12 protein-coding genes are annotated in these 16,087 nt (G+C 67.5%); 3 read left to right on the forward strand and 9 right to left on the reverse strand.

Annotation, left to right across the window (positions count from 1 at the left end):
* Nucleotides 1-10: 10 nt before the first annotated feature.
* The 6 genes from sucC to ACN469_RS29780 all read right to left on the reverse strand — a co-directional run bounded on the left by sucC (nucleotide 11) and on the right by ACN469_RS29780 (nucleotide 7,460).
* A complete protein-coding gene (gene sucC / locus ACN469_RS29755; RefSeq protein ID WP_498773257.1) occupies nucleotides 11-1,171 on the reverse strand; it encodes an ADP-forming succinate--CoA ligase subunit beta in 1,161 nt (386 codons plus the stop codon).
* A gap of 277 nt (nucleotides 1,172-1,448) precedes the next feature.
* Nucleotides 1,449-2,255 (reverse strand): succinate dehydrogenase iron-sulfur subunit, encoded by an 807-nt coding sequence (sdhB, locus tag ACN469_RS29760; RefSeq protein WP_498773259.1) that lies wholly within the window; start codon nucleotides 2,253-2,255, stop codon nucleotides 1,449-1,451.
* A gap of 81 nt (nucleotides 2,256-2,336) precedes the next feature.
* Entirely contained in the window at nucleotides 2,337-4,214 is a 1,878-nt protein-coding gene (gene sdhA, locus ACN469_RS29765) for a succinate dehydrogenase flavoprotein subunit (RefSeq protein ID WP_498773355.1), read from the reverse strand.
* 222 nt (nucleotides 4,215-4,436) lie between these two features.
* A complete protein-coding gene (gene mdh / locus ACN469_RS29770) occupies nucleotides 4,437-5,381 on the reverse strand; it encodes a malate dehydrogenase (RefSeq protein WP_498773261.1) in 945 nt (314 codons plus the stop codon).
* A 33-nt stretch (nucleotides 5,382-5,414) separates the two neighbouring features.
* Nucleotides 5,415-6,713: an NADP-dependent isocitrate dehydrogenase gene (gene icd, locus ACN469_RS29775; protein ID WP_498773263.1), complete on the reverse strand. Its 1,299-nt coding sequence runs from the start codon at nucleotides 6,711-6,713 to the stop codon at nucleotides 5,415-5,417.
* A gap of 183 nt (nucleotides 6,714-6,896) precedes the next feature.
* Nucleotides 6,897-7,460 carry an ATP-binding protein gene (locus tag ACN469_RS29780; protein ID WP_498773265.1) on the reverse strand — a complete coding sequence of 188 codons (564 nt, stop codon included), beginning with the start codon at nucleotides 7,458-7,460 and terminating at the stop codon, nucleotides 6,897-6,899.
* A 465-nt stretch (nucleotides 7,461-7,925) separates the two neighbouring features.
* Between ACN469_RS29780 and ACN469_RS29785 the strand changes: the two genes are divergently transcribed.
* The gene (locus ACN469_RS29785) at nucleotides 7,926-10,001 is read left to right on the forward strand and encodes a PilZ domain-containing protein (protein WP_498773267.1); all 2,076 of its coding nucleotides are present in this window, start codon (nucleotides 7,926-7,928) and stop codon (nucleotides 9,999-10,001) included.
* Nucleotides 10,002-10,021: 20 nt separating this feature from the next.
* Nucleotides 10,022-10,771, forward strand: coding sequence for a hypothetical protein (locus ACN469_RS29790; RefSeq protein WP_498773269.1), 750 nt, complete (start codon nucleotides 10,022-10,024; stop codon nucleotides 10,769-10,771).
* A gap of 93 nt (nucleotides 10,772-10,864) precedes the next feature.
* Here the strand turns inward: ACN469_RS29790 and ACN469_RS29795 are convergent, their stop codons facing one another.
* Nucleotides 10,865-12,532 carry a bifunctional 3-(3-hydroxy-phenyl)propionate/3-hydroxycinnamic acid hydroxylase gene (locus ACN469_RS29795; RefSeq protein ID WP_498773271.1) on the reverse strand — a complete coding sequence of 556 codons (1,668 nt, stop codon included), beginning with the start codon at nucleotides 12,530-12,532 and terminating at the stop codon, nucleotides 10,865-10,867.
* Nucleotides 12,533-12,923: 391 nt separating this feature from the next.
* Here ACN469_RS29795 and ACN469_RS29800 point away from each other — a divergent pair, with 391 nt between their 5' ends.
* Nucleotides 12,924-13,136 (forward strand): hypothetical protein, encoded by a 213-nt coding sequence (locus tag ACN469_RS29800; protein ID WP_498773273.1) that lies wholly within the window; start codon nucleotides 12,924-12,926, stop codon nucleotides 13,134-13,136.
* 346 nt (nucleotides 13,137-13,482) lie between these two features.
* Here the strand turns inward: ACN469_RS29800 and menE are convergent, their stop codons facing one another.
* Nucleotides 13,483-14,925 carry an o-succinylbenzoate--CoA ligase gene (gene menE / locus ACN469_RS29805; protein WP_498773275.1) on the reverse strand — a complete coding sequence of 481 codons (1,443 nt, stop codon included), beginning with the start codon at nucleotides 14,923-14,925 and terminating at the stop codon, nucleotides 13,483-13,485.
* Entirely contained in the window at nucleotides 14,922-16,082 is a 1,161-nt protein-coding gene (locus tag ACN469_RS29810; RefSeq protein ID WP_498773277.1) for a mandelate racemase/muconate lactonizing enzyme family protein, read from the reverse strand. The genes menE and ACN469_RS29810 overlap by 4 nt, the downstream gene beginning before the upstream one ends.
* Nucleotides 16,083-16,087: the final 5 nt, after the last annotated feature.

Below are 16,087 nucleotides of genomic sequence, written 5' to 3' on the forward strand. Positions count from 1 at the left end.
AGCGCGCGGACTACTTCAGCGCGGCGACGGCCTTCTCGGCCGCCTGACGCAGGTTGTCCGCCGGGGTGATGGCGAGGCCGGAGTTGCGCAGCAGTTCCTTGCCCTGCTCCACGTTGGTGCCTTCCAGCCGAACGATGAGCGGGATCTTGAGCTGCACTTCCTTGGCCGCGGCGATGATGCCGTCCGCGATGACATCGCACTTCATGATGCCGCCGAAGATGTTGACCAGCACCGCCTTCACCGCGGGGTCGGCCAGGATGAGCTTGAAGGCCGCCGTCACCTTCTCCTTGCTCGCGCCGCCACCGACGTCCAGGAAGTTGGCCGGCGAGCCGCCCACCAGCTTGATGGTGTCCATGGTGGCCATGGCCAGGCCCGCGCCGTTCACCATGCAGCCGATGTTGCCCTCGAGCGCGATGTAGGCCAGGTCCCACTCCTTGGCCTTCGTCTCACGCTCGTCCTCTTCCGCCTGGTCCCGGTACTGCAGCAGGTCCTTGTGACGGTAGAGGGCGTTCTCGTCGAACGTCACCTTCGCGTCCAGCGCCACCACGCCGCCATCCTTCAGGATGACCAGCGGGTTGATCTCCACCAGCGACGCATCCGTCTCGATGAACATCTTGTAGAGCGCGGTGCAGAACTGGGCGAACTTGTTCACCGTGGGGCCCGTCAGGCCCAGCCCGAAGGCCAGGTTGCGGCCCTGGAAGTCCAGGAAGCCCACCGCCGGGTCCACCGTCTCGCGGAGGATCTTCTCGGGGTGCTTCTCCGCCACTTCTTCAATCTCCACGCCGCCCTCGCGGGACGCCATGAAGGTGACGCGGCTGGTGACGCGGTCCAGCGTCACGCCCAGGTACAGCTCCTGGCCAATGGCCAGACCTTCTTCGATGTAGACCTTGTTGACCTTCGTGCCTTCCGGCCCGGTCTGGATGGTCTTCAGCATCATGCCAATCATCTGACTGGCGAGGTCCTTCGCCTCGGCCGGGCTCTTGGCGAGCTTCACGCCGCCGCCCTTGCCTCGGCCACCGGCGTGGATCTGGGCCTTCACCACGACGACCGGCGTGGCCAACTCCTTGGCCGCGGCCTCCGCTGCATCCGGCGTGAGGGCGAGAATTCCCTTCGGCGTGGGCACACCGTACTTCCGGAAGATTTCCTTGCCCTGGTACTCGTGGATCTTCATCGAGGCTCCATGTGGAGACGAGGGGGACGACCCCTTACAGGCGTCAGCGCGTGGCCCTCATTGCGCAGAAACCGACGGATGGCAAGACCGTTTGACCCGGCACACACCGCGGTGCGGCAGCGTGTGGACAGCTGATAACCAGGGATGTCCAGGCAGATGAGGCCGCCTTCACCTCGTCCGAGCGACGGGGCGAACGCTCGAACGGCGACGGCCCCATGCGGTGTCCCGGAGGACACGCGCACGAGGCCGCTCGGGCATCACGCGAGTGACGAACGTGTCACCCCGGACCGCTGTGTGCCTTCTTCTCCTCATCCTGCGAGAAGAGGTCCTTGATGACCAGCTTGGTCACCTGACGGTTCATCATCGCGATGGAGGTGGTGAGCGGAATCTCCTTCGGGCAGACCTTCACGCAGTTCTGCGCCTTGCCGCAATCCTGCACGCCGCCGGGCCCCATGAGCGAGCGCACGCGCTCCTCGGAGTTCAGCTTGCCCGTGGGGTTCATGTTGAACAGGCGGGCCTGGCTGATGGCCGCGGCGCCCACGAAGTCGTTGTCCAGGGTCACCTGGGGACACGCCTCCAGGCAGCTTCCGCACGTGATGCACGTGGAGAGCACGTACATCGTGGACTGGTCCACCGGCGACTGGCGCGGGCCCGGCCCCAGGTTGTGGGTACCGTCCGTGGGAATCCAGCCCTTCACCTTCTTGAGCGCCTCGAACATCCGGCTGCGATCCACGGCCAGGTCCCGGACCACGGGGAACTTGCTCATGGGCTCCAGGGTGATCGGCTGCTCCAGCTTGTCGATGAGCGCCGAGCACGCCATGCGCACCCGTCCGTTGATGTTGATGGCGCAGCTGCCGCAGACCTCCTCGAGGCACGCGGCGTCCCAGACCACCGGAGGCACGCGCTTGCCCTCCACGGTGACGGGGTTGCGCTGGATCTCCATCAGGCACGAGATGACGTTGGCGCCCTTGCGGTAGGGAACCTTGAACTCCTCGTAGCGGCCCGGCTGATCTGGAGCGTCCTGCCGCCAGATGCGGAAGGAGATGGATTGGGTGCTGACGGCGCCTGCCTGTGCGGTATCCATGTGGCTCGACCCTTCACTTCCAAGTCAGTGACGGGGACCCGCGCACCGAGCGCGAGCCCACCCAGAAAGTTCCCCGGCGCCTCACGCGTACCAGCGCGGCTCGGGCTTCAGCACGGGCGTCGGGACGTCCTCGTAGGAGATGTTCGGCCCCTCTTCCGCGTACTTCGCGATGGTCGTCTTCGCCCACTTGTCGTGGCGCGCCTGCCACAGCGCCATCCACGTCGGATCTTCGTTGGGGTCCTTCGTCTTCGGCTCGGGCAGCGAGAAGTCCGGCTTGTAGTGCGCGCCGCGGCTCTCGTCGCGCAAGAGCGCGCTGGTGGCGATGACCTCGCCCAGCTCCAGCATGTTCCAGACCTGGTTGGTGTACGACAGCGACCGGTTGGACGAGTTGCCCGTGTCCAGGACGTTGACGTTCTTCCAGCGGCTCTTCAGCTCGCGGATCTTGTCCACCGTCTTCTTCAGCCGGTCGTTGTAGCGGACGACGGTGCAGTTCTCCGTCATCACGTCGCCCAGCTCCTGCGCCAGGCCGTAGGGATTCTCCGGGCCCGCCATCTTCTTGATGGTCCCGAACCGGTCCTCCCAGTAGCGCTTCGCGTCCTGGAAGTACTTCTCCGGCATCGCCGCCGCGCTCGTTGTGTTGCTCTTGGCGAAGGACGCCATGGCCGGGCCGCCGATCATGCCCGAGTAGATGCAGGACAAGAGCGAGTTGGCGCCCAGGCGGTTGCCGCCGTGGAACGCGTAGTCCGCCTCGCCCGCGGCGTAGAGGCCCGGAATATTCGTGGACTGGTTCTTCGGGCTGCCCTCGAGCGGCGTCTGCGTCTTCGAATCCGCCTCGAACTGAACGTACAGGCCGCCCATCGAGTAGTGCATGCCCGGGAAGATGACCATCGGCGTGACGCGCGGGTCGTCACCGACGAACTTCTCGTAGATCTCCATGACGCCCTTGATCTTGGCGTCCAGCGTCTTGGCCGGGATGTGCGTCACATCCAGGTACACGCCGTCCCTGCCCCCGATGCCCATGCCCAGGTCGCGGCAGACGATGAAGATCTCCCGCGTGGCCACATCGCGGGGCACCAGGTTCTTGTACTTGGGGTACTTCTCCTCGAGGAAGTACCAGCGCTCGCTCTCCGGGATGTCCCGGGGCCCGCGCGTGTCACCCTTCTTCCGAGGCACCCAGACGCGGCCACCCTCGCCGCGCACCGACTCGCTCATCAGGCGCAGCTTGTCCTCGCCCGGAATCGACGTCGGATGCACCTGGATGAACTCGCCGTTCGCGTAGATGGCGCCCTCCATGTAGGCGCGACCCGCGGCGGTGCCGGTGTTGATGATGGAGTTGGTGGAGCGACCGAACACGATGCCAGGGCCGCCCGTGGCGAGGCACACGGCCTCCGCCGGGAAGGTGCGGATCTCCATGGTGCGCAGGTCCACGGCCACGCTGCCGATGCAGCGGCCACCCTCGTCCTTCACCGTGCCGAGCCACTCCCAGTACTCGTACTTGGTGACCTTGCCCTCGGCCTCATAGCGGCGGACCTGCTCGTCCAGCGCGTAGAGCAGCTGCTGACCGGTCGTCGCTCCGGCGAAGGCCGTGCGGTGGTGCAGCGTGCCGCCGAAGCGGCGGAAGTCCAGCAGCCCTTCCGGCGTGCGGTTGAACGTCACGCCCATGCGGTCCAGCAGGTAGATGATGCCGGGGGCCGCGTAACACATGCCCTTCACGGAGATCTGCTCGGCCAGGAAGTCGCCGCCGCGCAGCGTGTCCTTGACGTGGACCTCCGGGCTGTCGCCCTCGCCCTTGGTATTCACCGCGCCGTTGATGCCGCCCTGGGCGCAGACCGAGTGCGAGCGCTTCACCGGGACGAGCGAGAGCACATCCACCTGGTGGCCCGCCTCCGCGAGCTTGATCGTCGTCATCAGCCCGGCGAGACCGCCGCCCACCACTGTGAACCGCGCTGCTGCTGCCATCATCGTCTCCTTGACTGCCGGGAACCCGGACGCGCCAGCTGTCAGCCGGCTCGCCACGTTGGCGCGCCACGCTCCGGACATCCCCGTGCGAGTTCTACAGGCTAGTTAACTTGGCGGAACCGCGCCGCAACGGCGGCGTCGAAAACGATAAGCCCGCGTCATCCGCGGCATCAGGCGCGAAGCCCGCCGAGTGCTTCCGGCGGGCTCCACGACTGGAACGGATTACAGCTTGACGGAGTCGACCGTCTTCTTGACCGATTGGAAGGACTTCGCCAGCTCGGCCTTCTCGTCGGCGTTGAGGTCGACGGTGATGACCTTCTCGATGCCGCCCGCGCCGATCTGCACGGGGGTGCCGAAGAAGTAGTCGCTGATGCCGTACTGGCCCTTCAGCAGCGCCGCGCCCGGCAGGATGCGCTTGCGGTCGAAGATGAAGCTCTCCGCCATGGCGATGGAGGAGGCCGCGGGGCCGAAGTAGGCGCTGCCCGTCTTGTACAGGCCGACCAGCTCCGCGCCGCCCTCACGGGTGCGCTTGACGATGGCGTCCAGCTTGTCCTTCGCGATGAGCTCCGTGAGGGGCACGCCGCCCACGGTGCTGTGACGCACCAGGGGCACCATGTCGTCACCGTGGCCGCCGAGCACCAGCGCGTCCACGTCACGGATGGAGCAGCCGAGCGCCTCCGCCACGAAGCACTTGAAGCGGCTGGTGTCCAGCACGCCCGCCATGCCCACCACCATGTTGTCCGGCAACTCCGCGATCTTGTGGAGCGCGAACACCATCGCGTCCAGCGGGTTCGCCACGTTGATGACGAACGCGCCCGGGGCGTGCTGCTTGATGTTGGCAGCCACGTCCTTCATGATCTTGAGGTTGATCTCGAGCAGATCCTCGCGGCTCATGCCCGGCTTGCGGGGCATGCCGGCCGTGATGATGATCACGTCCGAGCCAGCGACGTCCTTCCAATCCGTGGTGCCGGTGACGCGACAGTCGTAGCCGTCCACCGCCGCGAGCTGGTTGATGTCCAGCGCCTTGCCCTTGACCAGACCTTCGGCCACGGGGATGTCGTACAGGAACACGTCACCGAGCGACTTCTGCACCGCCAGCAGCGCGAGGTTGCCGCCGATCTGCCCGCCGCCGATGAGGCCAATCTTCTTCTTGCGATTCTGAGCCATGGATTCGCCGTCTCCCATTTCCCCGTGAGGGGACTACATGTGCTTGATGATGGCCTGACCGAACTCGGAGCACTTCACCTCGTTCACGCCAGCCTGCCCTTCCTGCTTCATCAGACGGGCGAAGTCGTAGGTCACCGTCTTGGCGGCGATGGCGCGGTCCATGCCCTGGATCATCAGGTCCGCGGCCTCGTGCCAGCCCAGGTGCCGGAACATCATCTCACCGGAGAGGATGACGGAGCCGGGGTTCACCTTGTCCTGGTCCGCGTACTTGGGCGCCGTGCCGTGCGTCGCCTCGAAGACGGCGTGGCCGGTGACGTAGTTGATGTTGCCACCCGGGGCGATGCCGATGCCGCCCACCTGCGCCGCGAGCGCGTCCGACAGGTAGTCGCCGTTGAGGTTCAGCGTGGCGATGACGTCGAACTCGTCCGGACGCGTGAGCACCTGCTGCAGGGTGATGTCCGCGATGGAGTCCTTGATGATGATCTTCCCGGCGGCGACGGCGGCCTTCTGCTCCGCGTTGGCCGCGTCCTCACCCTTCGCGGCCTTCGTCACTTCCCACTGGTCCCAGGTGTAGACCTTGTCACCGAACTCCCGCGCGGCCAGCTCGTAGCCCCACTTGCGGAAGGCGCCTTCGGTGAACTTCATGATGTTGCCCTTGTGGACCAGCGTCACGCTCTTGCGCTTGTGGTCCACCGCGTACTGGATGGCCGCGCGGATGAGCCGGTCGCTGCCCTCGTGGGACACCGGCTTCAGGCCGATGCCGACGTCGGAGGGGAAGCGGATCTTCCCGAACTCCTTCGGGAACTCCTGCTTCAGCAGGGCCAGGAACTTGTCCGCCGCCGGGGTGCCGGCCTCGAACTCGATGCCCGTGTAGATGTCCTCCGTGTTCTCACGGAAGATGGTCATGTCCACCTTGTCCGGCGTCTTCACCGGGCTGGGCACGCCCTTGAAGTAGCGCACGGGACGCAGGCAGACGTACAGGTCGAGCATCTGGCGCAGCGCCACGTTGAGCGAGCGGATGCCGCCGCCCACCGGCGTGGTCAGCGGCCCCTTGATGCCCACCAGATAGGTGCGGAAGGCCTCGACCGTCTCTTCGGGGAGCCAGTTGTTGACCGCCTTGAAGGACTTCTCGCCGGCGAGCACTTCGTACCAGGCGATCTTCTTCTTGCCCTTGTAGGCCTTCTCCACCGAGGCATCGAAGACGGCCTGGGACGCGCGCCAGATGTCGCGGCCAGTGCCATCGCCCTCGATGTAGGGGATGATCGGATGATCCGGGACGGACAACTTGCCGTTCTGGAGGGTGATCTTCTCGCCGGACGTCGGGGGCGCCATGGACGTGCTCCTGGAAGGTGTGGCCGTGTAAGAATTGGCGCGGGATAGTCGAGAACCCGCCCCCCTCCCGTCAAGGAGTTTGGCCACCCCTCCAGGGTGCAGGACTTATCGGACCCAGCGGCGCGGCACGAGAGGGCGAACCTCCCGCACGCCCCCGAGCGCTCGAGTTCCTCGCCGGCCCGACTACCAACAGGCCAGGCCCGGCGCGGGCAGCTCCACCGTCACGGTGAGCCCCACTTCCACGCCGCGCGACACTTCCAACGTCCCGCCCACGGACTCCACCAGCTCCCGCGCGCGCGCCAGCCGCCGGTGCGCCGAGCCCACCAGCATGGGCGACAGCACGACGGCCCTCAGCTCGCGCTCGGACAGGTGCGCATCCGGCGTCACCACCTGGAAGCGCGGCCCCTCGTCACCAAAATCGTCCGGCGCGTCCAGTGACACCTGAACGCCGCCCTCCCCGGCGAGGTCCGCCGCATGGGCCAGCAGCAGCAACAGCACCTGCCGTGTGCGACGCAGCCCCGTTCGCGCCAGCACCGCTTCCCCTGGAAGATCCAGCTTCACCGCAATGCCGTGGATTCTTCGCGTGACTTCCAGCAATTCCTTGGATTCACGCATGAGCGCCGCCACATCCACCTGGTGGAAATCCGGCCCCTCCACCGACTCCAGGGAGGCCGCGCGCACGGGGCGTCCGCCCTCGTTCGCCGCTTCACCCGAAGTGCTTCCCACCCAATCCCGCGCCGCGCTCATCGCTCACCTCTTATGGTTGGCGTGCAGGAGGGAGTTTACTGGAGCAATCCGACTCGCTCCATTTCACTACGAGAAAGCACTCAGAGCGTGGTTGACTGGTGACATTACAGTTGAGCGACATCTTGGCGGTGGCGTTGTCGGGTGCTGGGCATACAGTTCGTGAAACTTGGAGAAATGACCTGTCACGGTTGACCCAGTGACCTAGATTCTCGCCTTGCCGAAAACAGCAAGGCTGCACAAATTTGATTTGACTGTTCCTGCTGACTCCGTATGATACGGACCCATAGCGAAATGCCGCCCACCGCAGCACCGCTGGAGCAGGGAGGAACTGTTGTGCTTGCAACTTCGCCATCCGCTTCAGGCGTTCCTCACTACCGGAGAAGGGGGCTCCTGGACATGGAAGGGGGAAACCCACTCTCTGACCGGCGGACGGTCGAGTTCGACAGCCGAGACGCTTTCATCAATGTGATTCCGCTGCCGCCAGCGGAAGCCGCGCTGGATGACTCGGGATACTCGCTGCATGGCCGAGGCCCGAACGCCATCACCTGCTCGCTGGGTTCGCTGGAAGGGACCATTGGCGAGGTGACGCGGCTGAGCCCCACCGTGGTCTGGGTGATGCCGCGAGGCCCGGTGAACCACTCCGAGGCGCCCACCCTGCCCGTCTTCCTCAAGGGCCGTGGCGTGACGATTGGTCCCCTGGTGGGTGCGTTCATCCGCACCGACGCCGAGACGGCGAGCGCGCCCGTGGGCCTGCAGCTCGTGGGAGTCACCGTGGAGCAGGGCCGGCAGATCCTCGCCATGCTGGCGGATGCCTTGCGCAACGGCGTTGCGGAGCCCGCGGCCTCGGCGCTCCCGATGCAGGACACCATCGAGCAGCCGGAGCGCATCCGCTCCATCCTCAGCGCCATCTGCGCGGCGGGGAACAAGGGCGTGCTGCGCCGCATGGGCCGCTCGGTGCAGATGGTGCTGGAGCGCTTCAACTCGGCGACGGCCCAGCTCGAGTGGCGCACGGACGAGACAGTCTCAGAGTGGGGCGAGGCGCCCTACGACGTGGACGTCATCGGCTACAACAGCGCCTACCGGATGCAGTTGGAGGCGGGCGGCACGGATGGAGATCGGCTCTTCACGCCGCTGCCGACGCGCATCTTCCGCATCCGTCACCGCTGGCACCGCCGCGTCCCCGCCCCCGCCGGCGCGCGCGTGCGCTTCCACCACCCGCTCTGGCGCGAGCTGGGCGAGCTGCAGCGCGACGCGGTGGACCTGTCCTTCTCCGGCCTGTGCGTCCGCTGCAAGCCCGAGGACTTGATGTTCCCCGGCCTGCTGCCGCCCCACATCGAGCTGGAGACAGGCGCGGGCCAGATTCTGACTTTGCGTGGCGAAATCCGCTACGTCACCAGCCCGCGCGCGGACGGCTCCGTGCTGTGCGGCCTGAGCGTGCAGCCCTACTCCGTGGACGAGGCGCGCTGGGTGCGCTTCGTGTCGCAGACGACGTCCCCCGCGACTCGCACCAGCGAGGACATGGAGGACGGGCTGTGGGACTTGTTCACCCGCTCCGGCTTCTTCAGCCTGGCGGGCAAGTCCACCGAGGAGTTCGAGGAGCTGCGGCTGTCCTTCCGGACCATGGCGAAGCGCGGCGCGGAGGTTCCCCAGCTCTTCTGCCAGGCGGTGTGGCCGTCGGAGCGCGGGCCCGAGGCGACGCTGTCCTTCATGAAGCCCTACCGCCACGCGTGGATGGGGCACCAGGTCGCCAAGCGTCCCGGCAAGCCGCCTCCGAGCGTCACGGAGCCGGGGCAGATCATGCGTGACTTGTACGTGCGCACGTTCGAGCACCCGCAGAGCGATCCGGACTTCCGCTGGGTGGTGGCCTACGTGGAGGCCCTCAACCCGTGGATCGCCAAGGCGCACGTGCGCTACGCCGAGCGGCAGATGGAGACGGGCCAGGGACTGGCCTTCACCCGCAAGGTCCACATGCTGGACGTGCTCACCCATGAGCAGACCGGCCGCAGCCACGAGGGCATCACCGTGGGGCTCGCCACGCCCCAGGAGCTGACGCTGCTGGCGGACACCATCGCTCGCACGCGACCGGCCTGCTACGTGGAAGCGCTGGACTTCACGCGGGAGCGCATCGACATGCGCCCGGTGCAGGCGCGCTGGAAGGAATTCGGTCTCGAGCGTGAGCGCGAGATTCTGGTCGCGCGTCGGGGCGGAGTTCCCGTGGCCGCGACGGTGCTGGAACTGGGTCAGCGGGGCACGAACCTGTACTGCCTGCTGGACATGGCCCGCCTGTTCTCGATGACCGAAGAAGGACCGTCCACCTATGTCGCCTTGGTGGATGCCGCGCGCCGTTGGTATGCCGCGCGACGCCGCACCTCGTTCCACTTCCTGTGTGAGGACGAGGGGGGGGATTACGTGCAGGAAGCCGGTATCCACGGCGGACCTGATCCATTCATGTGGATCATCTCCTCCAAGCTGATTCCCGACTTCCTCGAGCACATCAGTGAGCTGACCATCGGGCGCCGTGGCGCCCACAACCCTCGCTAACACGCCCTAGAGGTCCAGACATGAGCAACAAGCAACTCGTGGAGCAGAAGTACGTTCCCCACGTGGTCGAAGTCCGCGAGCGCCTCAAGTCCTCCCCCGCGCTCAAGACGCTGTTGGATCCGAACGTCGACCCGGCGCTCGTGGAAGGATTCCTCATCCAGCTCAACTCGCTGGGCGTGTACATGACGGAGCCGGTGGATGGCTGGATTCGCCGCGCCGGTGAGGCCACCGTGAAGATGGGCCTCAAGGACGTGGGCGAGAAGCTCATCACCCACGCGAAGCACGAGGAAGGCCACCACCTGATGATGATCGAGGACACCAAGAGCCTCGTCGCCCGGTGGAACGCCAAGCGCGGTCCCCAGCTGGACGCGACGGCGCTGCTGAACCAGGTGCCCACGCAGGCCATGGTGGAGTACCGGAAGATCCACGAGGACACCATCGTCGGGCCGATGCCCGCCGCCCAGGTCGCGATTGAATATGAAATCGAGAACCTGTCGGTCGTCTTCGCGCCCGGGCTGATGGAGCAGGCCAAGCGCGTGTGTGGCGAGGACATCATGGAGGCGATGTCCTTCGTCAAGGAGCACGCCGAAATCGACGTGGGCCACACCGCCCTCAACGAGGTGATGCTCGGCAAGCTGCTGACCCAGGTGCCCGAGAAGGCCGAGGTCATCGGCAAGACGGGCGCGCAGGCGCTCGACATCTACCTGCGCTTCATGGGCGACTGCGTCGAGCGCGCCCAGGGCCTGCTGAAGCCCGCCGCCGCGGCCTGACCTCACCGTCGGGTGGAAGAACTCCGGGGCGCCTCGGGCCATCTTCTGGCCTGGGCGCCCCGTCGTCATTTCAAGCAGCGCCCTACCCTCGCCTCACCCGGCCTTGCGGACCTCGGTGGTGCCCCCCGGAGGCCGGGGACGGATGAGCCCGCGCAGCGAGCGGCGGAGGCCGTCCAGGCTGGGGCCTTTCGCCGTGCCGAACACGTAGCGGTCCGGACGCAGCACCACCACGTCCTTGTCGTGGTGCTTGAACCACGCGCCCAGCCGCCCCTCCGTGTCCACGAACGCGTCCGCGGGAGGCTCGCCGATGCGCTCCGCGGAGAGCACCGACCAGGCCCGCGCGCCCACTTCGGCCGCCAGCGCGCGCGCCTCCCGCTGCGTGTCCTGCGAGGCCCCGGGCCGCGTCAGCACCACGAAGCCATCGCCGAGCACGTGGTCCATCAGCACTCGCTGGCCCTCGGAGGCCTCGACGCGGGGCTGCGGGAAGTAGGTGCCCTCCGGCGCGGCCTTCGCCCGCTGCGTGCCGAGGATGAAGCCCTTCTCCAGCGCGAAGGCGGGCTTCACCTTGAACTGGCGGATGAACTCCCCGGTGACGGGCAGCCGGTAGAGCAACTGGATGAGCACGTTGCGCGCGCGCGCCAGCACCTGGCCACCGGTCATCATCATCCGGCCCATGGCGTCCGAGCTCTTGATGACCTCCGCGACATGGCCGCGCCGCTCGTGCTCGTACGTGTCCAGCAGCGAGTCGTCCGCCGAGCCGTCCAGCACCCGCGCCAGCTTCCAGCTCAGGTTCGCCGCGTCGCGGAAGCCCGCGCACAAGCCCTGCCCCAGGAAGGGCGGCATCAGGTGCGCTGCGTCACCGAGCAGGAACGCGCGTCCCACCCGCCAGCGGTCCACGAGGCGGCTATGGTACGAGTGGACGTTGACGGAGCGGATGGTCACCGTCGCCGGGTCGATGTAGTGCGCGATGAGCGAACGCACGTGGTCCGGCTGCCGCACGGCCTCCAGGTCCGAGCCTGGGTCCACGATGAGGTCGAAGCGCATCTCGTCCCGCGCGGTGCGCGCGATGAAGCCCCGACGGTTCGGTCCACACAGGTAGCTGGTGTAGTCGGGCTCCGGCGACGTCGTGCTCACCGTGATGGCCAGGGCGTGCTCGAGCGCGGTGGTGCCCTCCAGCTTCAGGTCCAGCTTGCGGCGGATCAAGCTGTGAGCGCCGTCGCAGGCCAGCAGGTAGCGCGCGCGAACCGTCACGGACCTGTCGGTACCGCACTCGCGCACGCGCACGTTGAGCCCCTCGCCATCCTGCACGAAGGACTCGACCTCGCGGCCCTGCCACAGCGCCACGTTCTCGAAGCGCGCCATCCCCCGCCGCAGCACCGCCTCCATGCGCGGCTGCTGGAAGAAGGCCCCGACATAGTGGCCGTACGGCTGGTCCAGGTTCGCGAAGTCCACCTCCGCGAGCGAGCGCAGGCGGTCGTCGAGGTAGCGCAACGTGTGGCACGGATGGAAGCCCGGCCCCAGCTCGCCCTCCAGTCCCGCGGACTGGAAGATGCGCTGCGCCTCGTCATCCACGCTGATGGCGCGGGACTGCCCATGCGCGGACAGCTCCTTCTCCACCACCAGGGTCCTCACGCCTTGGAGCCCCAGCAGATTGGCTGCCATCGCTCCGACCGGTCCACATCCCACGATGATGACATCAACAGTTTCTGGAGCCACGTCCGCCCTCCGGGTGTCGTGCTTGTTGAGCTGCCTTTGATTCATCCCCCAGGCCAGGCCTTGGAATAATCAAGCCAGTACCACCGCTCCGCCTCGCCCCGTGCCTCTTGATTCAAAGAACGCCTGGGGGTGGATTCCTTGCCTGTTTGAGTTTCACCCCTCGAACAGAATTTCCAATCACGCCTGGATGTTTTCCATTTCGAGCGGGGGGTGCTCCCTACCCGGCGGCTTACCGTCGTGGGCCGAGGTGGGAGCGCATTCCTCGTGAGCTACAAGTTTTGCGTCTGCATGAAATCGCAGTGTCGAGTAGCGACGGAGACCCTGTCTGGAAAGCAGCACAGACGTCGTGGGCAACGCGCGGCGTCGTGCATTCAGGGATCGACGGATGTTCTGGTGGCGGTTCCCCCTCACGCGAAGTTCGCGAAGGAGCAGTTCCATGGAATGGCTCGAATTCTCCCGCTGGTCCCCCGAGGTGGAGCGACAGCTCGCGCAGCAGGCCGCGCGACTGGGCGCGGCGGCGGCCCTTGGAGCCTCCCTGACCCGGCGGGTGCGCGTCAGCGCCACCGTGGCGGCGGCGTACCGGCTGAGCGCGATGCTGCGTGAGTACCCTCGCACCAATCCCTGGGGCCACCCCGTCTCGGAGTCCTGAGTCGGGCTGACGCTCGCCGGAAGTCCCCCGGCTTCCGGCGTCACGTCCCCACCAGGAGCCCCGGCCCCCTTGTCGAGGGTGAGCGCGTGAATGGTCCCTTCGAGGGGCCCACGAAAGCTCCCATCCGAGGGAAGGGCTCTGACGAAAGCGGTTCGATTCACGATTGATTGACACATCAATCCACTCCCACCTCAGCCTACCGGGTTCCCTCTACGCCGCACATTGGCGCGCAAAGACTTCGCGCGCGCACCCAGGCCCGGCGCAAGACATGCGTTGGCGCGATTGGGTGGGCAGGGCCTTCCACGTCCCCAAGGGAGGAGACCGGCCGGGCGCTCCTCTGTGTCGTTCAGTCCTCGGCGGCCTTGCGCAATGCGGGACGTTCCAGCTTCCCCATCGCATTGCGTGGCAGGGCTTCCACCCAGATGAACCGCGCCGGCAGCTTGAAGCCCGCGAGCGACTGGCGACACCAGGCGTCCATCGCCTCCGCCTCGGGACGCGGCTGTCCCGCGCGTCGCGCGAGGAAGGCCACGGGGACCTCGCCCCAACGCGGGTCCGGCACGCCAACGACCGCGGCCTCCCGCACCGAGGGGTGATTGGCGAGCACCGCCTCCACCTCGGCCGGGTAGATGTTCTCCCCGCCCCGAACGATGAGGTCCGTGCGGCGCGACAGCACCGTGAGGCGACCTCGTGCGTCCAGCACACCGAGGTCTCTCGTGTGCAGCCAACCATCGAGCAAGGCCTCGTTCGTGGCCTCGGGCTTGCGCCAATAGCCCGCCATCACCGTGGGGCCACGCACCTCGATGTCACCCTCCTGCCCCGGGCCTCGCACGTCGCCGCGCTCTCCGACGATGCGAACCTCCATCCCTGGAAGTGGTGGCCCGGCGGTCCGCCCATCCGCATCGGAGGGACGCTCCGTCGTCACCTGGGAGCACGCCTCGGTGAGTCCGTACGTCTGGAGCGCGAGCAGTCCCACCGCGCGCGCCCGCTCCAACAAGGGAACGGGCACCGGCCCTCCGCCAATCAGCGCCAGCTTGAAGGACTCCGGCACGCGACGCCCGGCGCGAACATCCAGCACCCGCTCCAGCGTCGTGGCGACGAGGCTCGCGTGCGACACGCCCTCCTCGTCGATGGCCCGACAGGTGGCTTCCGCATCGAAGCGCTCGTGCAGCACGAGACAGCCCCCCTCGTACGCGGTGCGCGTGAGCATCGCGAGCCCGCCGACGTGAAACAGCGGCAAGGTCCCGAGCCAGCGTGGCGCCCGGTGTTCTCCCAGGTTCCCCGCGGACCCGCGCGAGGACGCCCGGAAGTTCCCCTCCATCAGCACCGCGCCCTTGGGCCGCCCCGTCGTCCCACTGGTGAAGAGGATGACGCGAGGCGCTCGCCCTTCCAGCTCCACGCACGTGTCGGACGAGGCCTCTCCCGCGAAGCTCTCCAGCCCCTCCGCGCCCACAAGCCGCTCACGCAGCGTTGCCAGGGCGAGCGTCAGGCCTGGCTCGACATCCTGGGCCAGGGGCTCCAGCTCCGCGCGGGTGAGTCGCGCATTGAGCGGCGCCAGCACGGCCCCGAGACGACCGAGGGCCCAGAAGAGGAACACGCAGGCCGCGTGATTCGTCGCCAACACACAGACGCGATGACCCGCGCCAACTCCGCGAGCCTCCAGCGCGGCCACCCACCGACGCACCTCCGCATCCAGTGCGCCGTAGCTCCACGAGCGTCCCGCGAAGGTGAGCGCCTCCGCGTCCGGGTGACGCAAGGCTCCTTCGCGAACGGGACACCCGAACTTCGTCACACCACCACCCTGGCATCCAGGCCCAGTCCAGGCGACTCCGGAAGACGGATGCGCCCGTGCACGGGCTGGTAGTCATGCCAGTCGGGCTCTTTCGCGAAGAGCCGCCCGACCGCGAGCCCCGAGGCCAGCGCACCCGAGGGCAGCGCGGCGGCCAGATGCGCGGCACCCGCTCGGGCCACGACGCCATCCAGCGAGCTCGTCACATACGCCTGCATTCCCAGCCGAGCGGCCCGCATCGCCACCACGAGCCCAGGGAGCAGTCCGCCCAGCACCATCGGCTTGAGCACCACCGCGCCCACCGCGGGGCCGCCCCCCAACAGCGGATCCACCGACAGCAGCGCGCGCAGCGTCTCTGGTGAGCCGAGCGACTCGTCCGCCGCCACCATGCATGGCGCCCTTCGCTGCACGCGCCACAGGGCCGACAGGTCGTCCGGCGGCGTCGGCTGCTCCACCAACTCCAGGCCGTACCACCCCAGCTTGTCGAGCGCGCGCTTCGCGTCCAGCTCCGACCAGCCACCGTTCGCGTCCAGCCGCAGCTTCACGTCCGGCCCCACGGCCTCGCGCACCGCCTTCACTCGCTGCTCGTCCGCCTCCAGCGAACGCGTGGCCACCTTCAGCTTCAGCGTCCCGAAGCCCTCGGCCACCGCACTCCGGGCCTCTTCCGCCAGCGCCTCCGGAGACTCCTCGCCCAGCAGCGCGTTCACCAGCACCTCGGGACGCGACTCCTCCGCCAACAGCCAGCACAGCGGCACGCCCTGGCGCCTGGCGAGCAGGTCCAACAGGGCCAGCTCCAGCGCATGCTCCGCGGCGGGCACGGGGCCCGGCGGCGCGGGATGGCGGGCCCGGACACGAACGCCCTCGCCACGCGCCACCGTCGGCGGGAAGGGAGACAGCGTGTCCTCGACAGCGCGCACCGAGTCGCCCAACAGCTGGCCCTTCAGCGACGACAGCCACGCGCCCAGCACCTCACCACACACCGCCAGCGACTCCGTGCCGAACTCCGGAAGCGGCATCGCCTCGCCGAGTCCCACCCGCCCATCCTCGTCCTCCAGTTGCACGAGGAAACCCTCGCGCGCGGAGTAGGAGCCTCGGGCTGTCTTCAAGGGCTGGAGCAGCTCCAACTTCAGCGGGGTCAGCGTCGCCTGGACAATGCGCATGAGCT

The organism is Corallococcus terminator, assembly GCF_049194865.1.
GTDB lineage: Bacteria > Myxococcota > Myxococcia > Myxococcales > Myxococcaceae > Myxococcus > Myxococcus terminator_A.

What these genes read in the sequence shown, in the direction of transcription:
- sucC (WP_498773257.1), bottom strand. Translation starts at nt 1,171, where the DNA reads ATGAAGATCCACGAGTACCAGGGCAAGGAAATCTTCCGGAAGTACGGT.
- sdhB (WP_498773259.1), bottom strand. Translation starts at nt 2,255, where the DNA reads ATGGATACCGCACAGGCAGGCGCCGTCAGCACCCAATCCATCTCCTTC.
- sdhA (WP_498773355.1), bottom strand. Translation starts at nt 4,214, where the DNA reads ATGGCAGCAGCAGCGCGGTTCACAGTGGTGGGCGGCGGTCTCGCCGGG.
- mdh (WP_498773261.1), bottom strand. Translation starts at nt 5,381, where the DNA reads ATGGCTCAGAATCGCAAGAAGAAGATTGGCCTCATCGGCGGCGGGCAG.
- icd (WP_498773263.1), bottom strand. Translation starts at nt 6,713, where the DNA reads ATGGCGCCCCCGACGTCCGGCGAGAAGATCACCCTCCAGAACGGCAAG.
- ACN469_RS29780 (WP_498773265.1), bottom strand. Translation starts at nt 7,460, where the DNA reads ATGAGCGCGGCGCGGGATTGGGTGGGAAGCACTTCGGGTGAAGCGGCG.
- ACN469_RS29790 (WP_498773269.1), top strand. Translation starts at nt 10,022, where the DNA reads ATGAGCAACAAGCAACTCGTGGAGCAGAAGTACGTTCCCCACGTGGTC.
- ACN469_RS29795 (WP_498773271.1), bottom strand. Translation starts at nt 12,532, where the DNA reads ATGAATCAAAGGCAGCTCAACAAGCACGACACCCGGAGGGCGGACGTG.
- ACN469_RS29800 (WP_498773273.1), top strand. Translation starts at nt 12,924, where the DNA reads ATGGAATGGCTCGAATTCTCCCGCTGGTCCCCCGAGGTGGAGCGACAG.
- ACN469_RS29810 (WP_498773277.1), bottom strand. Translation starts at nt 16,082, where the DNA reads ATGCGCATTGTCCAGGCGACGCTGACCCCGCTGAAGTTGGAGCTGCTC.